At 69.1% G+C, this 24,959-nt stretch carries 23 protein-coding genes and 1 tRNA gene; 12 read left to right on the top strand and 12 right to left on the bottom strand.

Annotation, left to right across the window (positions count from 1 at the left end; translation table 11 throughout):
* Positions 1-127: 127 nt before the first annotated feature.
* Positions 128-1,348 (bottom strand): bifunctional glutamate N-acetyltransferase/amino-acid acetyltransferase ArgJ, encoded by a 1,221-nt coding sequence (argJ, locus tag IEX18_RS11840; RefSeq protein WP_188658971.1) that lies wholly within the window; start codon positions 1,346-1,348, stop codon positions 128-130.
* Positions 1,349-1,724: 376 nt separating this feature from the next.
* Here argJ and IEX18_RS11835 point away from each other — a divergent pair, with 376 nt between their 5' ends.
* Together IEX18_RS11835 and secA are read left to right on the top strand one after the other, a co-directional pair.
* Positions 1,725-1,982, top strand: a complete 258-nt coding sequence (locus IEX18_RS11835) for a hypothetical protein (protein ID WP_188658970.1) — start codon at positions 1,725-1,727, stop codon at positions 1,980-1,982.
* A 95-nt stretch (positions 1,983-2,077) separates the two neighbouring features.
* Positions 2,078-4,828 carry a preprotein translocase subunit SecA gene (gene secA, locus IEX18_RS11830; RefSeq protein WP_188658969.1) on the top strand — a complete coding sequence of 917 codons (2,751 nt, stop codon included), beginning with the start codon at positions 2,078-2,080 and terminating at the stop codon, positions 4,826-4,828.
* Positions 4,829-5,217: 389 nt separating this feature from the next.
* Here secA and IEX18_RS11825 read toward each other — a convergent pair whose 3' ends face one another.
* Positions 5,218-5,826, bottom strand: coding sequence for a CC0125/CC1285 family lipoprotein (locus IEX18_RS11825; RefSeq protein ID WP_188658968.1), 609 nt, complete (start codon positions 5,824-5,826; stop codon positions 5,218-5,220).
* A 201-nt stretch (positions 5,827-6,027) separates the two neighbouring features.
* On the opposite strand from IEX18_RS11825, the gene IEX18_RS11820 reads away from it, so the two are divergent.
* Both IEX18_RS11820 and IEX18_RS11815 read left to right on the top strand, forming a co-directional pair.
* A tRNA-Asn gene (locus tag IEX18_RS11820) sits at positions 6,028-6,102 on the top strand.
* 27 nt (positions 6,103-6,129) lie between these two features.
* Positions 6,130-6,546, top strand: coding sequence for a secondary thiamine-phosphate synthase enzyme YjbQ (locus tag IEX18_RS11815; RefSeq protein WP_188658967.1), 417 nt, complete (start codon positions 6,130-6,132; stop codon positions 6,544-6,546).
* Between the two features lie 413 nt (positions 6,547-6,959).
* On the opposite strand, the gene IEX18_RS11810 is transcribed toward IEX18_RS11815, so the two are convergent.
* A complete protein-coding gene (locus IEX18_RS11810; RefSeq protein ID WP_188658966.1) occupies positions 6,960-7,739 on the bottom strand; it encodes an NAD kinase in 780 nt (259 codons plus the stop codon).
* The gene (gene moaA, locus IEX18_RS11805; protein ID WP_188658965.1) at positions 7,736-8,734 is read right to left on the bottom strand and encodes a GTP 3',8-cyclase MoaA; all 999 of its coding nucleotides are present in this window, start codon (positions 8,732-8,734) and stop codon (positions 7,736-7,738) included. Before moaA ends, IEX18_RS11810 begins: the two co-directional genes overlap by 4 nt.
* Before the next feature lie 79 nt (positions 8,735-8,813).
* On the opposite strand from moaA, the gene IEX18_RS11800 reads away from it, so the two are divergent.
* Positions 8,814-10,298 (top strand): GGDEF domain-containing phosphodiesterase, encoded by a 1,485-nt coding sequence (locus IEX18_RS11800; protein ID WP_188658964.1) that lies wholly within the window; start codon positions 8,814-8,816, stop codon positions 10,296-10,298.
* The gene (locus tag IEX18_RS11795) at positions 10,295-10,705 is read left to right on the top strand and encodes a YybH family protein (protein WP_229664542.1); all 411 of its coding nucleotides are present in this window, start codon (positions 10,295-10,297) and stop codon (positions 10,703-10,705) included. Before IEX18_RS11800 ends, IEX18_RS11795 begins: the two co-directional genes overlap by 4 nt.
* 176 nt (positions 10,706-10,881) lie before the next feature.
* Here the strand turns inward: IEX18_RS11795 and mfd are convergent, their stop codons facing one another.
* Complete coding sequence (gene mfd, locus IEX18_RS11790; RefSeq protein WP_188658963.1) at positions 10,882-14,343, bottom strand: transcription-repair coupling factor; 3,462 nt, start codon at positions 14,341-14,343, stop codon at positions 10,882-10,884.
* Between the two features lie 47 nt (positions 14,344-14,390).
* Entirely contained in the window at positions 14,391-14,660 is a 270-nt protein-coding gene (locus tag IEX18_RS11785) for an FAD assembly factor SdhE (protein ID WP_188658962.1), read from the bottom strand.
* 78 nt (positions 14,661-14,738) lie between these two features.
* On the opposite strand from IEX18_RS11785, the gene recG reads away from it, so the two are divergent.
* Positions 14,739-16,787 carry an ATP-dependent DNA helicase RecG gene (gene recG / locus IEX18_RS11780; protein ID WP_188658961.1) on the top strand — a complete coding sequence of 683 codons (2,049 nt, stop codon included), beginning with the start codon at positions 14,739-14,741 and terminating at the stop codon, positions 16,785-16,787.
* Positions 16,788-17,210: 423 nt separating this feature from the next.
* On the opposite strand, the gene IEX18_RS11775 is transcribed toward recG, so the two are convergent.
* From IEX18_RS11775 to serS, 5 genes are all read right to left on the bottom strand, one after another.
* Positions 17,211-17,531, bottom strand: a complete 321-nt coding sequence (locus tag IEX18_RS11775) for a PilZ domain-containing protein (protein WP_229664541.1) — start codon at positions 17,529-17,531, stop codon at positions 17,211-17,213.
* 100 nt (positions 17,532-17,631) lie between these two features.
* On the bottom strand, positions 17,632-18,855 hold the full coding sequence (gene tyrS, locus IEX18_RS11770) for a tyrosine--tRNA ligase (RefSeq protein WP_188658960.1): 1,224 nt from the start codon (positions 18,853-18,855) through the stop codon (positions 17,632-17,634).
* Between the two features lie 214 nt (positions 18,856-19,069).
* Positions 19,070-20,050 (bottom strand): M23 family metallopeptidase, encoded by a 981-nt coding sequence (locus tag IEX18_RS11765; RefSeq protein ID WP_188658959.1) that lies wholly within the window; start codon positions 20,048-20,050, stop codon positions 19,070-19,072.
* Positions 20,050-20,814, bottom strand: coding sequence for a 5'/3'-nucleotidase SurE (surE, locus tag IEX18_RS11760; protein ID WP_188658958.1), 765 nt, complete (start codon positions 20,812-20,814; stop codon positions 20,050-20,052). Before surE ends, IEX18_RS11765 begins: the two co-directional genes overlap by 1 nt.
* Positions 20,814-22,094: a serine--tRNA ligase gene (gene serS / locus IEX18_RS11755; RefSeq protein WP_188658957.1), complete on the bottom strand. Its 1,281-nt coding sequence runs from the start codon at positions 22,092-22,094 to the stop codon at positions 20,814-20,816. The genes surE and serS overlap by 1 nt, the downstream gene beginning before the upstream one ends.
* 151 nt (positions 22,095-22,245) lie before the next feature.
* Here serS and IEX18_RS11750 point away from each other — a divergent pair, with 151 nt between their 5' ends.
* The 3 genes from IEX18_RS11750 to IEX18_RS11740 all read left to right on the top strand — a co-directional run bounded on the left by IEX18_RS11750 (position 22,246) and on the right by IEX18_RS11740 (position 23,838).
* Positions 22,246-22,761 carry a host attachment family protein gene (locus IEX18_RS11750; protein ID WP_188658956.1) on the top strand — a complete coding sequence of 172 codons (516 nt, stop codon included), beginning with the start codon at positions 22,246-22,248 and terminating at the stop codon, positions 22,759-22,761.
* Positions 22,762-22,960: 199 nt separating this feature from the next.
* Entirely contained in the window at positions 22,961-23,416 is a 456-nt protein-coding gene (dksA, locus tag IEX18_RS11745; RefSeq protein WP_188658955.1) for an RNA polymerase-binding protein DksA, read from the top strand.
* Between the two features lie 86 nt (positions 23,417-23,502).
* The gene (locus IEX18_RS11740) at positions 23,503-23,838 is read left to right on the top strand and encodes a PilZ domain-containing protein (protein ID WP_188658954.1); all 336 of its coding nucleotides are present in this window, start codon (positions 23,503-23,505) and stop codon (positions 23,836-23,838) included.
* A 51-nt stretch (positions 23,839-23,889) separates the two neighbouring features.
* Here the strand turns inward: IEX18_RS11740 and IEX18_RS11735 are convergent, their stop codons facing one another.
* Positions 23,890-24,051 carry a YdcH family protein gene (locus IEX18_RS11735; RefSeq protein WP_188658953.1) on the bottom strand — a complete coding sequence of 54 codons (162 nt, stop codon included), beginning with the start codon at positions 24,049-24,051 and terminating at the stop codon, positions 23,890-23,892.
* A 157-nt stretch (positions 24,052-24,208) separates the two neighbouring features.
* On the opposite strand from IEX18_RS11735, the gene IEX18_RS11730 reads away from it, so the two are divergent.
* Positions 24,209-24,406, top strand: coding sequence for a YdcH family protein (locus IEX18_RS11730; RefSeq protein WP_188658952.1), 198 nt, complete (start codon positions 24,209-24,211; stop codon positions 24,404-24,406).
* Between the two features lie 90 nt (positions 24,407-24,496).
* Positions 24,497-24,949, top strand: a complete 453-nt coding sequence (locus tag IEX18_RS11725) for a DUF1465 family protein (RefSeq protein ID WP_188658951.1) — start codon at positions 24,497-24,499, stop codon at positions 24,947-24,949.
* Positions 24,950-24,959 lie beyond the last annotated feature (10 nt).

Below are 24,959 nucleotides of genomic sequence, written 5' to 3'. Positions count from 1 at the left end.
CATCCTCTCCAAAAGGAGCCGGGCCCTCGTTATCCGGGGTGTCCCGGCAGACGGATGATGCCATAATCGTTTGCAGCACGCAAATCGGGCGGCGGCAGGCGACGCCCGCCGTCGGCCGGCGCGGCGATCAGCTGCGATAGTCCGCGTTGATCGAGATATAGCCATGGGTCAGGTCGCAGGTCCAAACCGTCGCGCGGCCCTCGCTTAGACCCAGATCGACCCCGATCTCGACCTCCTGGCCCTTCAGATGCGCCGCCACCGGCGCCTCGTCATAGCCCTCGACCGCCAGGCCCTCGCGCGCGACCTGCGTCGCGCCGAAGCGGATCGACAGGCGGTCGCGCTCGGCCGGCTCGCCCGCCTTGCCGACCGCCATGACGACCCGGCCCCAATTGGCGTCCTCGCCCGCGATCGCGGTCTTGACCAGCGGCGAGTTGGCGATGCTCATCGCGACGCGATGCGCGCTGCGGTCGCTCTCCGCGCCCTCGACGGTGATCTCGATCAGCTTGGTCGCGCCCTCGCCGTCGCGCACCACCAGCAGGGCGAGCTGCCGGCACAGGTCGGCGAGCGCCGCGCGGAAGGCGTCCGCGCCCGGGCTGTCCTCGCCGGTCAGCGGCGCGTTCCCGGCCGCGCCGGTCGCGAAGGCGAGCACCGTGTCGCTGGTCGACGTATCGCCATCGACCGTGATGCACGAGAAGCTCGGCGCGTTGGCCGCGGCCAGTGCCGCCTGGAGGAAGCCGGGTTCAACCGCCGCATCGGTGAAGATGAAGCCGAGCATCGTCGCCATGTCGGGCGCGATCATGCCCGAGCCCTTGATGATGCCGACCAGCGTCACCGTCCGCCCGTCCACGACCGCGGTGGTGGACGCGCCCTTCGGATAGGTGTCCGTCGTGCCGATCGTCTCTGCCGCCGCCCGCCAGTCGCATAGGGGCGCGTCGAAGGCGGCACTCAGCCCGGCTTCGGCCTTGTCGACGGGCAGGGGCACGCCGATCACGCCGGTCGAGGCGACGAACACGTCAGACGGCTGGCACCCCGCCTTGCCGGCGACGCGCGCCGCGATCGCCTCCACCGCCTGCCGGCCGCGATGCCCGGTAAAGGCGTTGGAGTTGCCCGCATTCACCACCAGCGCCCGCGCCCGGCCGAGCACCAGCGCCTTGCGGCACCATTCGACCTCGGGCGAGGGGCATTTCGACTGGGTCAGCACGCCGGCGACGCTCGTACCCTCGGCCAGCGTCACGAAGGTGAGGTCGCACCGGTCCCACGCCTTGTACCGCGCCCGCGCGACTCGCAGCTCGACACCGGCGACCGGCGGCATGGCGGGGAAGGGGGTGGCGAGGGGAGACGTCTGCATGGCGTCCCGATAATGGTGTGTGGGGCGCGATGCTAGCGGGGACGGTGCGGGCTTCCTAATTCGTCATCCCAGCGCAAGCTGGGATCTCCCGGTATCGCCGCAACGCTAACCAACAGGGAGGCCCCAGCCTGCGCTGGGGCGACGGAAGGGGCGGCGTCGGTGGAAGATGACAGAAGGTCGCCCCACCTCCGACCGTTCGCGCTGAGCGCAGTCGAAGGGCCTGAGACACACCTGTGCTTCGACTTCGCTCAGCACGAACGGTCATCGTGATGTCTCATAGCTCAAGAGCCGGCACCCCCCGGCCCGACGCGCCCCCATCCCGCTAACCATGTGTCGGGATGGACTGTTCGCGGGCGCGCCCCTATGTCGGGGGCACATGAACCTGCTGCTCCTCCTGTCTGCGCTGTTCTCGGCCCTGTCCGGGCTGGGTGCGGGCGCGCGGGCGCCGGCGGCGGTTCAGACGGTGGCGGAGGCGAGCGTCGCGCGTCCCGCCGCCCGGCCGGCGCGACCGGCCCTCTCCGTCCGGCCGGTGGCGGAGCGGCCGCGGCTGGCCATGTCGGCCGTCATGCCGCGCATCGTCGCGCAGCCGGTGGTCGCCACCGTCCCGCTCTGGGCCAGCCGCCGGCGCGAATAGCGCCTGGCGCCGCCCCCAGCCCGCGCTCTCTTCCGAAGGCCCGCCACTCTGTCGCGGTGCCCCGTGCCCTACTTTCATATCAGGAACATCCGCCCATGTTCGGTGGCCTCGCCAAGTCGATCTTCGGATCGTCGAACGACCGTTACGTCAAGTCGCTCAACCCGCTCGTCACGCGCATCGCCGGCTTCGAGTCGACCCTCCAGGCGCTGTCCGACGAGGAACTGGCGGCGCAGACGCCGCGCTTCCGCGAGCGGCTGGCGAATGGCGAGCCGCTCGACGACATCCTGCCCGAGGCCTTCGCCACCGTGCGCGAGGCGTCGCGCCGCGTCACCGGCATGCGCCATTTCGACGTGCAGATGATCGGCGGCATCGTCCTCCACCGCGGCGAGATCGCCGAGATGCGGACCGGCGAGGGCAAGACGCTGGTCGCGACGCTCGCCTGCTATCTCAACGCGCTGCCGGGCAAGGGCGTGCATGTCGTCACCGTCAACGACTATCTGGCCAGCCGCGACGCGCAGCAGATGGGGCGGATCTACGGCTTTCTGGGTCTGAGCACCGGCGTCATCGTCCCGAACCTGACCGACCAGCAGCGCCACGACGCCTATCATGCCGACATCACCTACGGCACGAACAACGAGTTCGGCTTCGACTATCTGCGCGACAACATGAAGTACGAGCGCGCGTCGATGGTGCAGCGCCCCTTCAACTTCGCGATCGTCGACGAGGTCGATTCGATCCTGATCGACGAGGCGCGCACCCCGCTGATCATCTCCGGCCCGACCGACGACAAGTCCGAACTGTACAAGCTGGTCGACGTGGTCGTGAAGCAGCTCGCGCCTGAGGATTACGAGAAGGACGAGAAGCAGAAGTCGATCATCCTGACCGAGGACGGGACCGAGCGTGCCGAGCGGATGCTGGAGTCGGCCGGGCTGCTCCAGGGCGAGAATCTCTACGACTTCGAGAACACGCAGGTGGTCCACCACCTCAACCAGGCGCTGCGCGCGAACATGATGTTCAAGCGCGACACCGACTATATCGTCAAGGACGGCAAGGTCATCATCATCGACGAGTTCACCGGCCGCATGATGGACGGGCGGCGCTGGTCGGAAGGCCTGCACCAGGCAGTCGAGGCGAAGGAGGGCGTCAATATCGAGCCCGAGAACCAGACCATGGCCTCGATCACCTTCCAGAACTATTTCCGCATGTACCCGAAGCTGTCGGGCATGACCGGCACCGCCGCGACCGAAGCGCCGGAATTCTTCGACATCTACAAGATGAACGTCGTGTCGATCCCGACCAACGTGCCGGTGCTGCGCGCCGACGAGGACGACGTCTTCTACAAGTCGACCGAGGACAAGTTCCGCGGCATCGCCCGCACCATCCGCGAGCATGCCGCCAAGGGCCAGCCGGTGCTGGTCGGCACCGTCTCGATCGAGAAGTCGGAGCTGCTCTCCGAGTTCCTGAGCCAGGAGGGCGTGCCGCACAAGGTGCTCAACGCGCGCTACCACGAGATGGAGGCGCACATCGTGGCGCAGGCGGGCCGCCTCGGTGCCGTCACCATCGCGACCAACATGGCCGGCCGCGGCACCGACATCCAGCTCGGCGGCAATCTCGAATTCCGGATGCAGGACGAGCATTCCGATCTGGTCGAGGGCACGTCCGAATATGACGCCGCGGCGGTGCGCGTGCGCGAGGAGATCGCGGCCGAGAAGGCGAAGGTGCTGGAGGCGGGCGGCCTGTTCGTGCTCGGCACCGAGCGGCACGAGAGCCGCCGCATCGACAACCAGCTCCGCGGCCGTTCGGGCCGCCAGGGCGATCCCGGCCTGTCGCGCTTCTACCTCTGCCTCGACGACGAGCTGCTGCGCATCTTCGGCCCGGATACGCTGTTCGCGCGGATGATGCGCTCCAACATGGAGGATGGCGAGGCGCTGCCCCCGTCCAAGTGGATGACCAAGGCGATCGAGACCGCGCAGAAGAAGGTCGAGGCGCGCAACTACGACATTCGCAAGCAGGTCGTCGAATATGACGACGTGATGAACGATCAGCGCAAGGTCATCTACGAGCAGCGCGCCGACATCATGGATGCCGAGACCGTCGAGGACATGGTCGCCGACATGCGCGCCGAGACGGTCAACGGCATCGTCGGCGCCGCCTGCCCGCCCAATTCCTATCCCGAGCAATGGGATGTCGAGGGGATGAAGGCGCAGCTGCGCGGCACGCTGGCGCTCGACCTGCCGATCGAGACCTGGCTGGACGAGGAGGCGATCGATCCCGAGATCGTCGACGAGCGTGTCCAGGCCGCCGCCGACGAGGCGGTCGCCGCCAAGGCCGCGTCGCTGGAACCTGAGACCTGGGCGCAGGTGCAGAAGTCGATCCTGCTCCAGCATCTCGACCATCACTGGAAGGAGCATCTGGCGACGCTCGATGCGCTGCGCCAGGTCGTCCATCTGCGCGCCTATGCGCAGAAGACGCCGATCAACGAGTATAAGCAGGAAGCCTTCTCGCTCTTCCAGCGCATGCTGGAGGCGATCCGCGAGGACGTGACCCGGACCATCGCCCATGCGGACTTCCAGTTCCAGCCGGCCCCCGAACTGCCGCCGCTGCCCGACTTCCTAACCACGCATTTCGACCCGCTGACCGGCGAGGACGATACGCGCGACATCGATGCGGGTACGCTCGGCCTCGTCACCACGACCCTGCCGCCGCTCCAGATCGTCCGGCCTGAGGAGCCCGATCTGGGCGAGGATCCCGCCAATTGGGAAGGCCGCGTCAACCGCAACGCACCCTGCCCGTGCGGCTCGGGGCAGAAGTACAAGCATTGCCACGGGGCGGTGGCGGCGCGGTGAGGTGAGGGGGGCCGGATCATCCGCACTTCGATTGTCCGGTTCGTCACAAAACGTCGCCCCAGCGCAGGCTGGGGCCTTTCTCGGCCGATGCGCTCCGGTCGCCAGAGATCCCAGCCTTCGCTGGGATGGACGAATGGCGATTGCGCGACCTGCACCCCCCGAGAATTCCGAATGGGATGACATGAGTTTGAATCACCCCTCCCCTTCAGGGGAGGGGCCGGGGGTGGGGCGCTTCCGCGAACGCGGCGTTTGCGGAGGCACCCCACCCCAACCCCTCCCCTGAAGGGGAGGGGCTTGATTCGGATCGACTTCACGTCAACCGCTCAAACAAAAAGGCCGGACCACCCCCTGGGGTAGCCCGGCCCTTTTGCCGTCGGCGTCGCGTCAGATCAGCGCCGGCGATCCTGCGGCAGCACCACGCTCGGCCCGATCGACTCCACCACCTTGCGCGCGTCGAAGGCGCGGATGTTGTCGCCGGGGATCGGCCCCTTGCGCATCACGATCTCGGCCGATGCCTCGTAGCGGTCGATGGTGCGGACGTCGAAGTCGTTGCCCCACGGGCCGAAGCCGCCGCCGAACCATGGGTCCCAGGTGCGCCAGCCGAAGCCGCGGCCGTAATAGCGCCAGGAGGGGCCCCAATAGCCGCCAAAGCCGCCATAGCCGAACGGACCGCCAAAGGCGCCCGGCGTCGAATAGGTGCGGCTCTGCAGGTTGGTGTCGCGATCGGCCATAACGAAATAGTCATAGCCCTGCTGCAGCGTCAGTTCCGCCGCGCGGAAGAACAGATAGCGCTCGACCGTGTCGCGCGAGGTCACGCTGTTCCCGGCAAAGGTGACCAGGAAGCGGTTCGGCTCGACTTGCCGGTCGCTATAGCCCGTGCGGTTGAAGCCCTGGCCGGTGGCCGGGCGGTAGGTGGTTTCCGTCGCACAACCCGCGACGAGCAGGGTGGTCGTGGCCATCATCGCCACGATGGCCTTGCGGCCGAATGAAAAAGCCATCTCGACATCTCCGTTCGCGGCCAATGCGGCGAACCGCCCGGCACTAGCTGCCGGTTGTGGAACGGCTGATGAACGGATTTGGCTCCCGTTCAGGAAGTACCACGCCGCCTGGTAAATTCGATGACACGCATCAGTCACAATGCCGCGCAATCGGGGTTGCATCCTGCATTCGCCCGTTTATAGAGCCGCCCACGGCAACGATCCCTGATAGCTCAGCGGTAGAGCTCTCGACTGTTAATCGAGCGGCCGTAGGTTCGAATCCTACTCAGGGAGCCACCATCCCCCTTCGCGGGTTGGTCGGATATGCGACAGGCCACTACCGTCCTCACCATCGATACGCCGCGCCAGGGCATGATCGAAGTCACCCGGCCGATCGTCGCATGGGTGCGCGAGCAGCGGATGGACGAGGGGCTGCTGACCGTCTTCTGCCGTCATACCTCCGCCTCGCTCCTGATCCAGGAGAATGCCGCGCCCGCCGCACGGCGCGACGTGGAGCGCTACTTCGCCCGCATCGCGCCGGAATCGACCGAGTACGAGCATGACGACGAGGGGCCTGACGACATGCCGGCCCATCTGCGTAGCGCCCTGACCGCGACGCAGCTGTCGGTGCCGCTGATCGACGGTGACCTGATGCTGGGGACGTGGCAGGGAATCTACCTGTTCGAGCACCGCCGCCGGCCGCATCGCCGCGAGGTGGCGCTGCATCTGCTGGGGGAGTGAGGAGGGGGCGTGTCGCCCGTCCGCCGTTGCTGAAGTCTGCCCCGTTTGCCCGAAAATCGTCTCCGATCGAAAGCTAGGCCTTTGCGGCCCCTGCCTCACGTCCTCACCGGGAGATCGCAACTTTCGCGGGGCCTTTGCAAAAGCCGCGACGCGGCCCGCTTTCCCTCGTCATCCCGGACTTGTTCCGGGATCCACCGTACCGCAAGATCAACGGATCGCGCGTTTGCGGTGCCGTGGATGCCGGAACACGTCCGGCATGACGACAGGCCATTCGCAAAGGTCTCGCCTTCGCTGGGCTGGGCTTACGGCGGTTCAGTCTCGATGGATCACTGCTTGGCGAATAAGAACAGTGCCCCGATAGGCTCGGCACGAACGGGCAGGTGGTTCGGCACGAACGCAAGCGCCGCTCTCCCTTAAGCGATGAACTGCTCCATCGTGATCCGGTCATCCAGCGCATGTTCCGGATCGAACAGCAGCGTCAGCTCGCGCTGGCGGTCCATGCAGATGTCGACCTGCGCCACGTCGCGCACCTCGCGCTGGTCCGCCACGGCGGAGACGGGGCGCTTGCCCGCATTGATGACGCGCAGGGTGATGCGCGCCTTGTCGGGCAGGATCGCGCCCCGCCAGCGGCGTGGGCGAAAGGGGCTGATGGGGGTCAGCGCGACCATCGCCGAGCCGAGCGGCAGGATCGGCCCCTGCGCCGAGAAGTTATAGGCGGTCGATCCGGCCGGCGTCGCCACCAGGATGCCGTCGCACGCCAGCTCCGGCAACACGACGCGATCGTTGACCGTGACCTCTAGATTGGCAGTCTGCCGCGTCTCGCGCAGCAGCGACACCTCGTTGATCGCCGGCAGCGTGTGGATGCGGCCGTCGATCCCCGTCGCGGTCATCTGAAGCGGCGTCACCTTGAACGGCCGCGCGCGCGACAGGCGCTCGTCGAGCCCGTGCCGCCGCCACTCGTTCATCAGGAAGCCGACCGTGCCGAGGTTCATCCCGAACACCGGCACCGGCGGATTGCGCCGCTCGAGCATGCCGTGGAGCGTCTGGAGCATGAACCCGTCGCCGCCCAGCGCGATCACCACATCGGCTTCCTCGACCGGATACCAGTCGCAGGCGTCGTGAAGCTCGGCGGCGGCCGCCCGCGCAGGGGGCGTCGGCGAGGCCACCAGCGCCCGCCTTGGATAGTCGGTCATCCGCCGGTCACGCTCATATGCCGCTCGACCGCCGGCGCCGCGCCCGCCTCGATCCGGAAGTCGTGGCGGGCGGGCTTCACGCCCAGCCCCCGGTCGATCGCCGCGTCGAGAGCGGCCAGACCGCCGTCGCGTAACGCCGCCTTCAGGTCGACATGCGCCTCGTGCCCCAGGCACAGATACAGCTTGCCCTCGGTGGTCAGGCGCACGCGGTTGCAGCCGTCGCAGAAATTTGCGGTCAGTGGCGAGATCAGCCCCAGCCGCGTGGCGCTGCCCTCGACCCGCCAATAGCGGGCGGGGCCGCCGCTGCGGTGCGTATCGCGGACCAGTGGGAATTGTCCTGCCAGCCGGTCGAACACCGCCGTCAGCGGTACGAAGCGATCGGTGCGATCCTCGTCCACCGCGCCCAGCGGCATCGTTTCGATCAGCGAGAGATCGAGATCCTCGTCGACGCACCAGCGCAGCAGCGCCGGCAGCTCGTCCTCGTTCAGCCCCTTGAGCGCGACCGCGTTGATCTTCACGCGCAGCCCCGCGTCGCGCGCCGCCCGGATGCCGGCGATCACCTGCGCGACGTCGCCATGCCGGGTGATGAAGCGGAAGCGATCGGGGTCGAGGCTGTCGAGGCTGACGTTCACCCGGCGGACCCCGGCATCGACCAGCGCGCCCGCATGCTCGGCGAGGCGCGTGCCGTTGGTGGTCAGGGTCAGCTCGTCGAGGCCATGGCCGACCATCCGGCCGAGCCGCCGGATCAGCTCGCTGACGTCGCGCCGCACCAGGGGCTCGCCGCCGGACAGGCGGATCTTGTCGACGCCGCGTGCGACGAACCGCTCCGCGATCAGGGCGATCTCCTCCAGCGCCAGCAGGGCGCGACGCGGCAGGAAGGTCATCTGCTCCGCCATGCAATAGCGGCAGCGCAGGTCGCACCGGTCGGTCACCGAGATCCGCAGGTAGCGGATCGTGCGGCCATGGATGTCGGTCAGGCTCGGGGCACAGGCCATGGACAGGAGCTAGGCCGAGGCGGGGCGGGCGGCAAGCCCGCATTGAGCCGGCGGGCGGGCGGGTCTACGAACGGAAGTGATGACGAACATGCTTGCCGAACGCTCCGTGGCGCTGGTCGATGCACGCGGCCGTGAAGATGCCGCGCTGACAGAGGTTTCGTCCGCCGCCGCCCGGGGCGAGGCGGTGCTCGTGCTGACCGGCGACGCCGGCGCGGCCGAGCCCTTCCTGCGCGCCGGGGCGCATGCCTTCCTCGCCTCGCCCCGCGATGCAGCGGAGGTGGCGATGGCGCTCCGCTTCGCCCGTCATGGCGGCCTTGGCGACCGGCGGCACGCATCGCTGTTCGATGGCGAGGATCACGCCGCATTGCTCGACCGGCTGGCCGGCTGGCACGCGGCGGGACGCGGCGGGACGGTGGTGGCGGTCGCCTTGTCGCGCCTCGACCTCGTCAACGCCGCGCATGGACGCGAGCGGGTCGACGCCGCCATCGCCCAGGCCGCGGGCCGGATCACCGCCGCGCTCGGCGCCGATGCGGTGGTCGCGCGCGCGGGTGGCGACCGCTTCCTCGCCGCCCTGCCGGATGAGGCGGCGATCCCGGCCGCGGCTTCCGTGTCGCGCGAACTGGGTCGTCCCTTCGACGTGGAGGGTGTGCCGGTGCTGCTCGGCAGCCGTGTCGGCGTCGCCGGCCACGCGCCGGGCGAGCTGCCCGAGGCGCTCGTCACGCACGCCCTAGACGCGCTGGATGCCGCGCGCGCGAGCGACGGCGGCACCGTCCATGTCGCGGGCAGCGACCGCGTCGCGACGCTCGACGAGCTCGCCGCCGACCTGCATCACGCCGTTCGTCGCGAAGAGATCGGCATCGTCTTCCAGCCGCAGGTGGAGATCGCGACCGGCCGGATCAGCGGCGTCGAGGCGCTGGCGCGCTGGACGCATCCGGTGCTCGGCCCGCTCGGCGCGGACACGCTGTTCGCCGCCGCCGATCGTGCCGATCTGGGTATCGCGCTGTCGGACCACATCCAGGAGCTGACGCTGGCGCGGGCCGCCGCCTGGCCGCGCGCGCTGGGGCAACTGCGGCTGTCGCTCAACCTGACCGCGGCGGATGTCGCGCGGCCGGGCTTTGCGCGGCTGTTCCTCTCGCGCGTCGATGCCAGCGGCTTCCCCCGCGGGCGGCTGACCGTGGAGCTGACCGAGACGGGAATGATCCAGGAACTCGGCCGCGCCGCCGCCTTGCTGGCCGAACTGCGCGGGGCGGGGTGCCGGGTGGCGATCGATGATTTCGGGACCGGCTATTCCAGCCTCGCCTATCTCAAGGCGCTGCCGCTCGACTATGTGAAGATCGACAAGGCGCTGGCGCGCGACATCGCCGGCGACCCCCGCGACCGGGTGGTGATCCGCGGGGTGATCGAGATCGCCTGCGCGCTCGGCCTCGGCGTCATCGCGGAGGGGGTGGAGACGCCGCAGCAACTCGCGCTGCTGACGGCGGAGGGCTGCGGCTGGTACCAGGGGTTCCTGCGCGCCGGCGGGCTGGACGAGTCGGCGCTGGTCGCGATGGTGGAGGGGGAATGATGATCGCACCGATGATGGTCATGGCGGCCGCCGCGCAGCTCGCGCCGGCCGACCGGCACGACACGATCGCCGCCGCCTTGGCGGACAGCGCGGCCGGGTGGAACAGCGGCGATCTTTCGCGCTTCACGTCGGTCTATGCCGAGGATGCGGTGTTCGCGGGATCGAAGGGGCTGCTCCGCGGCAGGCCCGCGATCGCCGCGCATTTCGCCGCGAGCTTTCGCACGGGCGGCAATGCGCGTGGCACGCTGACCTTCCAGCCGCTCCTCGAGCGCGCGATCGACCCGACGCATCGGCTCTATGTGGCGCGCTGGATGCTGTCTGGACCGAAGCCGCGAAGCGGGCTGACGACATTGCTGTTCGAGAAGCAGGGCGGTCGCTGGCGGATCATCAGCGATCACAGCAGCTGAGGGGGCGTCCCACTCCCACAAACCTCCCGTCATCTCCGCGAAGGCGGGGACCCAGACGCGGGAGCGTTCCGCATCACCCGCCAACGTTAGAGGCTCTGGATTCCCGCCTTCGCGGGAATGACGGACACGGGAAGCGCGCCGACCTTTGCGGTGGCCAAGCACCGATCGCCGCAACCTCACCCCGCCGCCTTGGCGAGCCCCTTGGTCAGCTGAAGCGCTCCGTGCAGCCGCGCCTTGGCATCCGGCCAGGCACGCTGCAGGACCAGCTTCGAATCCGGCCGCAGCTTCGCCACGCCGTTCAGCCGGTCGACATAGGCGAGCAGCCCCGCGACGTTGGGCGGCGTGTCGTTGTGGAAGGCGACCAGCACCCCGCGCGGCCCCACGTCCATCTTGGCGATGCAGGCGCGCTTGGCGTTCAGCTTGATCTCGATGACGCGCAGCAGGTTCTCGGTCGCATCGGGCAGCGGGCCGAACCGGTCGATCATCTCGGCGGCAAAGCCCTCGATCTCCTGACCCTTTTCCAGCTCGTTGAGGCGGCGGTACAGGCCCATGCGCAGGTCGAGATCGGGGACGTAGTCGTCCGGGATCAGGATCGGCGCATCGACGGTGATCTGCGGGCTGAAATCGCGCGGCCGCTCGAACGCGCCGCCAGCCTTCGCCTCCAGGATCGCCTCCTCCAGCATCGACTGGTAGAGTTCGTAGCCGACCTCCTTGATATGCCCCGACTGCTCGTCGCCGAGCAGATTGCCCGCGCCGCGGATATCGAGATCGTGGCTGGCGAGCTGGAACCCCGCGCCGAGCGAATCGAGGTCGCTCAGCACCTTCAGCCGCTTCTCGGCCGCCTCGGTCATCTGCCGCTCGGGCGGGGTGACGAGATAGGCATAGGCGCGCGTCTTCGACCGTCCCACGCGCCCGCGCAGCTGGTAGAGCTGGGCGAGGCCGAACCGGTCGGCGCGGTTGACGATCATCGTGTTGGCCGAGGGGATGTCGAGCCCGCTCTCGATGATAGTGGTCGAGACCAGCACCTCGAACTTGCGGTCGTAAAAGGCGCTCATCCGCTCCTCGACGTCGCTCGCCGCCATCTGGCCATGCGCGACGACGTAGCGGACCTCGGGCACCTCGTTGCGCAGATACTCCTCGATATCGGGCAGGTCGGCGATGCGCGGGGTGACGAGGAAGCTCTGCCCGCCGCGATAATGTTCGCGCAGCAGCGCCTCGCGCAGCACCACCGGGTCCCAGGGCATGACATAGGTGCGGACCGCGAGGCGATCGACCGGCGGGGTCTGGATCACCGACAGCTCGCGCAGGCCCGACATCGCCATCTGGAGCGTGCGCGGGATCGGCGTCGCGGTCAGCGTGAGCATGTGAACGTCGGCCTTCAGCGCCTTCAGCCGTTCCTTGTGGGTCACGCCGAAGCGCTGCTCCTCGTCGACGATGACGAGGCCCAGCCGCTTGAACCCCACCCCCTTGGCGAGGATCGCATGAGTGCCGACGACGATGTCTATATCGCCCGACGCCACACCGTCCTTGACCTTCTTCGCCTCGCTCGCGGTGACGAGGCGCGAGAGGCGGCCGATATTGATCGGGAAGCCCTCGAACCGCTGGACGAAATTGTTGTAATGCTGGCGCGCGAGCAGCGTGGTGGGGCAGACCACCGCCACCTGCATCCCCGCCATCGCGGCGACGAAGGCGGCGCGCAGCGCCACCTCGGTCTTGCCGAAGCCGACATCGCCGACGATCAGCCGGTCCATCGGCTTGCCCGCGCCCAGATCCTCCAGCACGTCGCCGATCGCGCGGTCCTGATCGTCCGTTTCCTCATAGGGGAAGCGGTCGACGAAGCTGGGATAGCCGGCGCTGTCCGGCTCGGCGACTTCGCCGGGGCGCAGCGCGCGTTCGGCGGCGGTGGCGATCAGCTCACCCGCGATCTCGCGGATGCGCTCCTTCATCTTCGACTTGCGCCGCTGCCACGCCTCGCCGCCCAGCCGGTCGAGGCTCGCCCCGTCCTCGCCCGAGCCGTAGCGGGTCAGCACCTCCAGATTCTCGACCGGCACGTACAGCTTGTCGCCGCCGGCATAGGAGAGGGCGACACAGTCGTGCGGGCTTTGCCCGACCGGGATCGAGGTCAGCCCCTCATAGCGGCCGATGCCATGATCGGCATGGACGACCAGATCGCCGGGCGACAGCGTCGCCAGTTCGGCGAGAAAGGCGTCGGCCGATTTCTTGCGCTTGGTTCGCCGGACCAGCCGGTCGCCCAGCATGTCCTGCTCGGTCAGCACCGCGACGCCCGGCGCGGTGAAGCCATGGTCGAGCGGCAGCACGACCAGCGCGACGCCGAAGCTCTTCGCGGTATCGGCCACCGCCAGCGCCTCGTGCCAGCTGTCGGCGGCCTTCGCCCCCTTCAGCCCGTGATCGGTGAGCAGCCCGGCCAGCCGCTCGCGCGCGCCGATGGAATAGCTCGCCAGCACCGGCTTGCGCCCGTCGCGGCGCAGCTTCTCGACATGCGCGACCACCGCCTCATAGACGTTGGACTGGTTCGCCCGCTCCGGCGCGAAGTCGCGCGGGCCGTCGACCGCGAAGTCCAGCACCGTCTTCGATTCCGGTTCGTGGAAGCTGCTGGTGACATGTGCGGTCGCAGCCTCCAGCCCTTTGGCCCATTCGGCACTGTCGAGATACAGCGCCTTGGCGGGCAGGGGGCGATAGCTGCCGGGCTGCGCCGCCTCGGCGCGCTTCCGGTTCTCGTAATAGTCGGCGATCGCCTCCAGCCGCGCCTCCGCCGCCGCGGCGACGCCTGAATCGCGCAGCACCACCGCCTCGCCCAGATGGTCGAACAGCGTCGCCAGCTTCTCCTCGAACAGCGGCAGCCAATGTTCCATGCCGGCCATCCGCCGCCCCTCGGACACTGCCTGATAGAGCGGGTCGCCGGTCGCGGTCGCGCCGAAGGTCTCGCGATAGCGGGTGCGGAAGCGCTTGATCGATTCCTCGTCGAGCAGCGCCTCCGAGGCGGGGAGCAGGGTGAAGCCGTCGATCCGCCCGGTGGTTCGCTGGTCGCCCGGATCGAAGGTGCGCACGCTCTCGATCTCGTCGCCGAAGAAGTCGAGGCGCAGCGCCTGCTCCTCGCCGCTCGGGAACAGGTCGACCAGCCCGCCGCGCACCGCGAACTCCCCCTGGTCGTGGACCGTCTCGGTACGGACATAACCATTGGCCTGGAGCAGGGCGGCGAGCTTTTCGAGGCTGATCCGCTCGCCGGGCGCCAGCTTCGCGACGAGCTGGCGGATGCGGAACGGCGTCAGCACGCGCTGGGTCGCGGCATTGGCGGTGGTCAGGACCAGCTGCGGCCACTTCGCCTTGCCCTGCAAGCGATGGAGCGCCGCCACCCGCTCGGCCATGATCCGCAGCGAGGGGGAGGCGCGGTCATAGGGCAGACAGTCCCAGGCGGGCACCGTCACCACCTCCAGCTCCGGCGCGAAGAAGGGCGCGGTCGCGGCGATCGCCCGCATCGCCGCGTCATCCGGCGCGATGAACACCGCGCGTCCGGCCGCCCGCGCCAGATCGGCGAGGAGCGACGGCTGGAAGCCGGTCGGCACCCCCGACAGGGTCAGCGGCGACTTGGCGGTCAGGATCGTCTTCAATTCGGGCAAGGCAGGTTCCGTCGTGTTCAGCGAAGCATCATGCGGGCGAGCAGGGGTCAGTCCCCCGGCTTCGGCACGAAGTCGAGCGCCCGCATCCCCGCCATCATCGGTCCGTCCCAACGCGCCGGGCAAGGGATGGAGCCGATCGCCCAGCCCATGATGTCGACATCCTGCTCCTCGAGAAGTGCCTCGAACCAGTCGAGCTCCTCGGCGCTCCAGCGGGCGTGATGCGCATCGAAATAGCCGCCGATCATCAGATCCGCCTCGCGCGTGCCGCGGTGCCAGGCGCGAAAGCGCAGGCGCTTCAGGCGGATATCGTGGTCCATGAGGGGCGGTTCTCCGATAGCGGTACGGCCGGCGGGCGCTGGCGGCGCGCGTCGGCTGGTCTATAGGGACAGATAGTCATGCGCCCCGACATCCTCAATCCGCTGTTCGCCGAGGTCACGGCGTTGAAGGGCGTCGGGCCCGCGCTCGCCAAGCCGATGGGCCGGCTGGGGCTGACTCGGGTGGTCGACATCGCCTTCCACCTGCCGACCGGCTGGGTCGACCGCATTCCGCGCGACGAGCTGATGGCCGCCGATGCCGGGCGGATCATCGCCATCACCCTGACCGCGCGGGACATCCGCCCCTCGAACGGGAGGAGCCCAACGCGGGTGCAGGCGACAGACGCCCACGGCAACTATGTCAGTCTCGTCTATTTCGGCGGCCATCCCGGCTGGGCGAAGAAGCTCTACCCGATCGGCGAGCCGCGCCGGGTCTCCGGCCGGCTCGATCTCTACGGTCAGGAGCTCCAGATGGTGCATCCCGACATCGCCGAGGAGGGTGAGGAGTTTCGCGCCCGAGAGCCGGTCTATCCGCTCGCTGAGGGCCTGACTGCCCGCCGCATGGCAGCCCTGGCGTCGCAGGCGATCGCGCGCGCGCCGGATCTACCCGAATGGATCGAGCCCAGCCTGAAGGCGCGGCGCGGCTGGCCCGGCTGGCGCGAGGCGCTCACCCAAATCCACAGCGATCCCGCCGATGCCAAGGCGCGCGAGCGGCTCGCCTATGACGAGGTGTTCGCCAGCCAGCTCGCCATGGCGCTGGTCCGCGCCGACACGCGCAAGCGGCGGGGCCGGGCGCTGGCCGGGGACGGGCGGCTGCGCGATCTGCTGAGGCTGCCCTATTCGCTCACCGGCGCGCAGGCGCGGACGATCGCGGAGATCGAGGGCGACATGGCCCAGCAATCGCCGATGCTGCGGCTGCTCCAGGGCGATGTGGGCGCGGGCAAGACTTTGGTCGCGACGCTGGCGCTGCTGGTCGCGGTGGAGGCGGGCGCGCAGGGCGCGCTGCTCGCCCCGACCGAGATCCTAGCGCGCCAGCATTACGAGACGCTGCGGCGGACGCTGTCGGGCCTGCCGGTCGAGGTTGCGATCCTCACCGGCCGCGACAAGGGCCGCGCGCGCGAGGCGACGCTGATGGCTCTGGCCGAGGGCAGCATCGACATCCTGATCGGCACCCACGCGATCTTCCAGGAGGCGGTGCGCTATCGCGATCTCGGCCTCGTCGTCGTCGACGAGCAGCATCGCTTCGGCGTCGCCCAGCGCCTGATGTTGCAGGAAAAGGGCCGCAGCCCGCACCTGCTCGCCATGACCGCCACGCCGATCCCGCGCACGCTGACGCTGGCGCAATATGGCGAGATGGATGTCAGCCGGCTCGACGAGATGCCGCCCGGCCGCCAGCCGATCGAGACTCGCGTCCTCTCCGACGAGCGGCTGGACGAGGTGGTCGCGGCGCTCGGCCGGCATCTGGAGGGCGGTGGCCAGGCCTATTGGGTGTGCCCGCTGGTCGAGGAGAGCGAGAAGTCGGACCTTGCCGCGGCGGAGGCACGGGCGGAAGCGCTGGCGGCGCGTTTCCCGGGCCGGGTCGGGCTCGTCCATGGCCGGATGAAGCCGGCGGAGAAGGATGCGGTGATGGAGGCCTTTGCCGCCAACCGCCTCGGCGTGCTGGTCGCGACCACCGTGATCGAGGTGGGGGTCGACGTGCCGAACGCGACGCTGATCGTGATCGAACATGCCGACCGGTTCGGCCTCGCCCAGCTCCACCAGCTGCGCGGACGGGTGGGGCGCGGCGGGGGGCGCTCCACCTGCCTGCTGATGCGCGGCAATGCGCTGAGCGAGACGTCGCGCGCGCGCCTCGCGTTGATGCGCGAGTCGAACGACGGCTTCCAGATCGCGGAGGAGGATCTCCGCTTGCGGGGCGGCGGAGAGCTGCTTGGTACGCGCCAGTCGGGCGAAGCCGGTTTCCGCCTCGCCCCGCCCGAGATGCTCGCCGATCTGATCGCCTGCGCGCACGACGATGCCCGGTTGCTGATCGACCGCGACGGCGGGCTCGAGGGTGAGCGGGGGCAGGCGGCCAGGACGGCGCTCTATCTGTTCGAGCGGGACACGGCGGTGGGGTTGCTGCGATCGGGGTGAGGGGGGGCGGTGCATACTTCCAACCGTTCGCACTGAGCCTGTCGAAGTGCCGTTCTTCTTCTTGCTCGAAGCGGGTAGCCAGAGGTTGATCCACTCAGCCACACTTGTCGCCCCAGCGCAGGCTGGGGCCTTTTGCGACTCTTGCCTCGCATGATAAGCGGGAGATCCCAGCCTTCGCGAGACCCGTGCGAAAGTCCGGGCGCTCCACACTCCTCGTCCACCCCGGCGAAGGCCGGGGTCCAGCTGGGTGAAGCTTTGCAGTAACCTACGGCCGTCTCCCAACTGGACCCCGGCCTTCGCCGGGGTGGACAGAGGACTGCTTTGCCGGGATGACATCAGATTCAGACGTGCAGTAGATTCAGACGTGCAGTGCCTCGACAAGCCCAGCACGAACGGAATGTCGGGCCCAAGGAAATTGCTGCACTAAATGCTGCGCCGCATCCTCTGCAGCATTTCCTCGAACACCGGTACGTCGATCGCCTTCACGAACTGGCACCCGATCCGCCCGCCCAGCGACCAGCGCACCTCTGCCCGGGCCACGCCCACGACCGGCAGCGTCACCGAAAGCTGGTCGCCTGGCGCCCAGTCGCCATCGGCCCGCGCCATGAACCCGCCCGAGGAGACGTTGACGATCGTCACCGGGCGCTCGACCCCGTTCGGGTGGATCGCGCGGGCGCGGAACAGCACCTCCAGCCGGGGCTCGCGCCGCTCTTCATAGGTCGCTGGCTGAAAACTGGCCATCATCCTCCTGGCACCGCCGCGCTAGACATACGCCGCAACGGTGCAGGCCAAGGATAGCGAGTCAGGCATTGACGACATCTTACCGCGTAACCGCATAATCCGGCTAGCTTTTTGCGATTAGCCCGTGCTGCTTCTTGCCCGCGGAAAGGCGGACGGGCGCGGCGCCGACCTCGACCATCGCGGCCTCGTCCGACACCTTCTCGCCGTCGATCCTGGCCCCGCCGCCCGCGATCAGCCGGCGGGCCTCGCCCTTCGACTTGGCGAAGCCCAGGCCGATCAGCGCATCGACGATGCCGATCGCACCGTCGACGGTGATCTGCGGCAGCGCGTCGCCCGCGCTGCCCTCTTCGAAGGTCCGCCGCGCCGTCTCCGCCGCCTCCTCCGCCGCGGCGCGCCCGCGGCACATCGCGGTCGCCTCGGTCGCCAGGATCTTCTTGGCCTCGTTGATCTCCGCGCCCGGCAGCGCCTCCAGCCGGGCGATCTCGTCCAGCGGCAGGTCGGTGAAGAGGCGCAGGAAGCGGCCGACATCGCGGTCGTCGGTGTTCCGCCAGAACTGCCAGTAATCGAAATGCGGCAGCTGGTCCTCGTGCAGCCACACCGCGCCCGCCATCGTCTTGCCCATCTTGCCGCCATCGGCGGTGGTGATGAGCGGCGTCGTCACGCCGAAAACCTCGGTGCCGTCCATCCGGCGGGCCAGCTCGATGCCGTTGACGATATTGCCCCACTGGTCGCTGCCGCCCATCTGCAACCGGCAGCCGGCGCGGCGCGACAGCTCGACGAAATCATAGCCCTGCAGGATCATGTAATTGAATTCGAGGAAGCTGAGCGACTGCTCGCGGTCGAGCCGCAGCTTCACCGAATCGAAGGACAGCATCCGGTTGACCGAGAAATGCTGCCCCACCTCGCGCAGGAAGGGGATATATTCCAGCCGGTCGAGCCACTCGGCATTGTCGAGCATCACCGCGTCGGTCGGGCCGTCGCCGAAGGTCAGGAACCGCTCGAAGATCCGCTTGATCGAGGCGACGTTGGCGGTGATCCCGTCCTCGGCGAGGAGCTTGCGCGCCTCGTCCTTGAAGCTGGGATCGCCGATCTTGCCGGTGCCGCCGCCCATCAGCACGATCGGCTTGTGCCCGGTCTGTTGCAGGCGGCGGAGCAGCATGATCTGGACGAGGCTGCCGACGTGCAGCGACGGCGCGGTCGGATCGAAACCGATATAGCCCGGCACCACCGACCTGGCCGCCAGCGCGTCGAGCGCGGCGGCGTCGGTCATCTGATGGACATAGCCGCGCTCGTGCAGCACGGCGAGAAGATCGGACTGGTAGGTCATGGCGCGCGACTAGCAAGCCGGGGGGCGTCCGTCGACATGGTCGTCTTCTGGGGGGAGCTTGGCATCCCAACCCCTGACCCCATCCGTTCGCACTGAGCCTGTCGAAGTGCCGTTCTTCTTCTGGTGATGCGTGCGGAAAAAAGACAGTGCTTCGACAGGCTCAGCACGAACGGGAGTCAGGCATCGGCATCCGCCGCCGAGTGATCGCGCCCCCTCAGGGCCGCGCGCGCAGCACGCCCAGCGGGTCGACCGGCACGCGTCCGCGGCGCAGTTCGAAGTGCAGCTCGGGCCGGTCGGCGAACCCGGTATCGCCCGACAGCGCGATCGTCTGTCCGCGCGTGACGCTCTGGCCGCGCGTGACGTTCAGCTTCGCGGCATGGCCATAGACGCTCGTCCAGCCGCCGCCATGGCGGATGATGATCAGCCCGCCCAGCGCCGCGATGCCGCTGCCGGCATAGGCGACGACACCGTCGGCAGTGGCGCGGATCGGGGTGGAGAGCGGCACGGCGATCTTGATCCCGTCGCTCCGCTCGCCGCTCTGCCCGGCGCCGAACCGCTTGACGACGCGGCCGCCCTCGACCGGCCAGCTGAAGCCGCCGCTCGCGAGCCTGGCGGGCGGCGCGACCGGCACGGCGGGCGACAGCGGCCGGCGCGGTTTGGCGACCGGCTTTGCGGGCAGCTGCCGCGGGGCCAGCGCAGGCTGGCCGCCGGTGACGATATCGTCGATGTCGAGCTGGAAGGCGGCGGCGCGCTCTGCGGCCCGGCTGCGGGCGGTGGTCGCCAGCGAGCCGGGGATCAGGACGCGCTGGCCGGCACGCAGCACATAGGGTTCGGCCAGTCCGTTGGCCTCGACGATCCGCGACCATTCGACGCCATAGGCGCGGGCGATGGCGATGCCGCTCTGGCCCGGCCGGACGAGATGGTAGCGGCCGCCGGGGATCTTCAGCCGCTGGCCGATGCGGACGGCATAGGGGGCGGGGATCGCATTGGCCCGCGCGATCGCGGGCGCGCCCGCGCCGGTGCGGGCAGCGATGCCGGACAGGGTCTGGCCGGGCTCGACCAGCCAGATGCCGTCGGCCACGTCGCGCGCATCGGCGGAGACGGGAGCGGCTTCCCAGGCGGGCGGGGCGGGGAGGAGCTGGATCGGCGTCTGCGCCGCCAGCATCAGCCACAGCGCCGGCGCCGCCGCCCGCATCAGCGATAGGCCTTGCCGAGCATCGCCAGCGAAGCCTGGTGCGTCAGGTCGAGATGGAGCGGCGTGACCGACACAAAGCCTTCGCCCACCGCCTCCAGATCGGTGTCGACCACCGGATCGTGCGGCATCTGGCCGAGCGCGAACCAGTGATATTCATAGCCGCGCGGATCGACATTGCTGACGATCCTCAGCCGGCCATAGTCGCGCAGCCCCTGGCCGACGACGCGCACGCCCCTCACCCGGTCGGCGGGGACGGCGGGAAAGTTGATGTTGACCAGCGTGCGCGGCGCCAGCGGCGCGTCGATCAGCGGCCGCAGCACCCGTTCGCCCCAGGCCTCCGCCACCGAGAAGGGCACGGCATCGCCCATCCCCTCGCGATCATAGACCTGGCTCATCGCGATCGAGCGGATGCCGGCGAGCGCGCCCTCCATCGCGGCGGACACGGTGCCCGAATAGGTCACGTCCTCCGCCAGATTGGCGCCGCGATTGACGCCCGACAGGATCAGGTCCGGCGGGCTGTCCTTCATGATCTTGGCGACCGCCATCATCACCGCATCGGTCGGCGTGCCCGAAACGGCGAAGCGCTTTTCGGCGAAGCGGCGGATGCGCAAGGGGCGGGTGAGGGTGAGCGAATGACCCGCGCCAGATTGTTCGTCGGCGGGTGCGACCACCCAGACATCGTCGGAAAAGGCCGCGGCGATCCGTTCGGCGACCTTGAGCCCCGGCGCGTGATAGCCATCGTCGTTGGTGATCAGGATCCGCATCAGCCGCGCGGCTCCAGCCGGGTGACGCCGCCCATATAGGGTTGCAGCGCCGCCGGCACCGCGACCGCGCCATCCTCCTGCTGGTAGTTCTCGATCACCGCGACCAGCGTCCGCCCGACCGCGAGGCCCGAGCCGTTGAGCGTGTGGACGAAGCGCGTCCCCTTCTCCCCCTCCGGCCGGTAGCGCGCGTTCATCCGGCGCGCCTGGAAATCGGTGCAGGTCGAGCAGCTCGAAATCTCGCGATAGCGCGCCTGACCCGGCAGCCAGACTTCGAGATCGTAGGTGCGCGCCGCGGAAAAGCCCATGTCGCCGGTGCAGAGCAGCATCCGGCGATAGGGCAGCTCCAACGCTTCGAGCACGCCCTCGGCGATACGGGTCATCGCCTCGTTTTCCGCGTCCGAGGCGTCGGGCGTGGTGATCGCCACCATCTCCACCTTCTCGAACTGGTGCTGGCGGATCATGCCGCGCGTGTCGCGGCCCGCCGAACCGGCCTCCGACCGGAAACAGGGGGTGAGCGCGGCGAGGCGCAGCGGCAGCTCGCCCTCGGCCAGGATCTTCTCGCGCACCATGTTGGTCAGCGACATCTCGGCCGTGGAGATCAGCCATCGCCCGTCGGTGGTCCGGAACAGGTCCTCGGCGAATTTCGGCAGCTGGCCGGTGCCGAACGCCACCTCGTCGCGGACGAGCAGCGGCGGGGCGACCTCCTCGAACCCGTGCTGGTCGACCAGCCGGTCCAGCATGAACTGGCCGAGTGCCCGCGACAGCCGCGCCATCTGGCCGCGCAGCGCGGTGAAGCGCGCGCCGGCGAGCGCGACGCCGGTGTCGAAGTCCATGCCGAGCGCCGGGGCGATCGCGTCATGCTCCCGCGCACTGAAGGCAAAGGCGCGCGGCTCGCCCCATTGCGTCGCCAGCACATTGTCGGTCTCGTCCGCGCCATCGGGCACGTCGGCGGCGGGCAGGTTGGGGATCGCGCCGAGCCGGGTGTCGAGCAGGGTGGTGATGCTCCGCTCCTCCTCCTCCAGCTCGGGCAGGCGCGCCTTCAGCCCGGCGACCTCCTCCATCAGCGCGGCCGCGCGCGCCTCGTCCTTCGCCGCCTTGGCCTGACCGATCTGTTTCGACAGGTCGTTGCGCCGGGTCTGCGCCTCCTGCGCGGCGGCGATCGTCGCGCGGCGGCGCTCGTCGATCGCGATCAGCTCGGCCGAGAGCGGCGCGAGGCCGCGGCGGGCGAGACGGGCGTCGAACGCGGCAGGATCGTCGCGGATCAGGCGGATGTCGTGCATGGCGGCACGCTATGGCGGCGGGCCCGCGGCCACGCAACCCGGACGCGGACGTGTTCCCTAATTGTTCCACGTGGAACATTCCACCGCGCGCAACCCTCGTGCGGATGCGGGCGTTCACCCGGCGGACATTCACGATCAGGAGAGAGCCGCCATGCATCTGGACCATAATACGGTCGTCCTCGTCGCCGACGGGCGCAAGCTGCTGTTCCTGCGCAACGAGGGCGATGCCGACTATCCCAATCTGACGGTCGAACATGCCGAGGAACACCCCAATCCGCGCGATTCGGAGCAGAAGACCGATGCGGCGGGCGCGGCCCGTTCGACCCAGTCGGGCGCGGGCGCGCCGCCGATCGCGCAGGGCGGATCGAACCAGGCGGGCGGCGGCGGGCAGGGCGCACAGTTCGCCGCCTCGCGCGGGTCGCTGGGCGAAACCGACTTCCACCAGCTGGAGGAAGACCGCTTCGCGGCGGAGGCCGCCGACATGCTGAAGCAGCGGGCGCTCGCCAACGAGTTCGAGAAGCTGATCATCGTCGCGCCGCCCCGGACGCTCGGCGAGCTGCGCAAGCACTACCACAAGGAAGTCAGCAACCGGCTGGCGGGCGAACTGGGCAAGGATCTGACCGGCCATCCGATTTCGGATATCGAACAGGCGATCGCCGCCGCCTGAGCGATCGCGCGCGCCGCCCGTGCCCCGGCCGGGGCGCTGGCGGCGCTGTCGCGCGGGCGCAACAATCGCGGGAAAACCGGACTTTACCGCGCCCAAGCCTCGCTTGCGCGCCATCCCCCACCCGGACTATAGGGCGCGCATCTAGGGGGCGGCCCAGCAGACGGCGAAGTATTTGCCGCCGGGCCGAAGGGAGATCGGCATGGCGACGGCTTTTGATCGCGTAGACCCTTCCACCGGCCAGCCGCCGGCCAATGACGACGGCTATCGGCCCTCAGCCGACGAGCCGTTCATGAATCCGCGGCAGCAGGCCTATTTCCGCGACAAGCTGATCCGCTGGAAAGAGGCGATCCTGCTGGAATCGCAGGGTACGCTGTCCCAGCTCCAGCTCGATCCGCTGCGCGAGGCGGACCTGACCGACCGGGCCTCGAGCGAGACCGACTGGTCGATCGAGCTGCGCACCCGCGACCGGCAGCGCAAGCTGATCAGCAAGATCGATGCTGCGCTCCGCCGGATCGAGGAGGGCGAATATGGCTATTGCGAGGTGACCGGCGAGCCGATCAGCCTCGCCCGGCTCGAAGCCCGGCCGATCGCGACCATGACCGTCGAGGCGCAGGAGCGGCACGAGCGGCACGAAAAGGTCTCGCGGGACGAATAGTCCTTAAAGCTCTGGTCATTTCTGGAGACTAGTTTCGGTCTTCGTCGTTGTGACTCCACTGACCTAACCAACGGGACGCATACGTCATGCAGGGCCATCTTCGCGATACGGGCGCAAAGCCGGAAGCGGAACAGGACGGCGCCGAGCAGCGCGCGCAACTGCGCACCGGCATGCTGATGACCGCCGGCCTGCGGATCGGCGGCGGCGAGGAGCGGCAGGTGCGGATTCGCAACCTGTCCGAACGGGGGCTGATGGCGGAACCCGGCGAGCATATCGCCAGCGGCACGGCGATCACGATCAGTCTGCCGGGTGTGGGTGAAGTCGACGGCACCGTGGCCTGGAGCACCGAGGGCCGGATCGGCGTCGCGCTGTCGCGGCCGATCGATATTGCGCTGGTCAACGCCGCGCGCTCGGCCGGCTGAGAGCGCCCGCGAAAGGGGGCGCCGGCCCGACGGACCGGCACCCGCATCGGATTACAGGCTGATGATCTCCTCCTTCAGCCTCAGCTTCTGCTTCTTCAGGTCGGCCAAGCGGATCGCGTCGGGATGCGGACGGTGCTGCTCTTCGGCGATATAGCGGTCAAGCGTCGCGTGCTTGGTTGCCAGCGCGGTCTGATGCGCGGTGGTCGACTGCATGGGCAGATCTCCTGTGCTTGCGAGGGAAACCAGTAAACCACCGAAAGGAGCAGTTGTCGCCGGTGTCCGCGACCGGCCGTGCCTTTCCATCGCCGATCGTGTTTCGGGGCTCGCCGCCGCCCCGCGCACACGCTAAACGGGCGCGCTGGAGGGCGGGGTGGACGAAGCGCAGATCAGGGACAGGCTGGACGCTTTGCGGCTGGAGCATCGCGACCTCGATGCGGCGATCGCCGCGCTGGAGGGCGCAGGGGTGCCCGATCAGTTGCAGGTCGCCCGGCTGAAGAAGCGCAAGCTTCGGCTGCGCGACGAGATTTCGGTGCTCGAGGATCAGCTGCTGCCGGATATTATCGCCTGATTCCCGAGCGTCCCACCCGCCCCCGATCGGGACAGGACGGATCCGGAACGGAGCTTTCCGCGCGGTGCAGCGCATGTCATTCCTCCGGCCATGTCGCACGAACACCCCTTGCCGGAAATGCACCGCCACCTGATCGAGTCGGTCTATAGCGAGGCGATGGTGCTGGCGGACGAGATGCGGCACTATTGCGAGCACCAGTCGCCGATCGACGCGGCCCATCTCGATCCGATGACCGGCGTGCTGCTCAGCTGCGAGTCGCTGCGGCTGACGACTCGGCTGATGCACCTGCTCGCCTGGCTGCTCGGCCATCGCGCCTGGGCGGCGGGCGAAGTGGACAGCGGACCGGGACGGCTGCCGGCCCTTCCCGAGACGAGCGACTCGGTGCGCCTGCGCCTGCCCGATGCGGCGCGCGCGCTGATCGCGATCGGGGAGGCGCTCTATCGCCGCGCCGGCGCGCTCGACGTCGCGATGATCGCGGGTCCTCGCCCGGCGAGTCCGGCGCGCGCCCTGCAGCAGCGGCTGGCGGTCGACCTGCGCGGGTGATGCCGCACGC

The sequence above is a fragment of the Sphingomonas metalli genome, assembly GCF_014641735.1.
In the GTDB taxonomy this organism is placed as follows: Bacteria; Pseudomonadota; Alphaproteobacteria; order Sphingomonadales; family Sphingomonadaceae; genus Sphingomonas; species Sphingomonas metalli.
The sequence above is the reverse complement of the archived record's forward strand: the minus strand, read 5'-3'. Positions and strand labels throughout refer to the sequence as shown.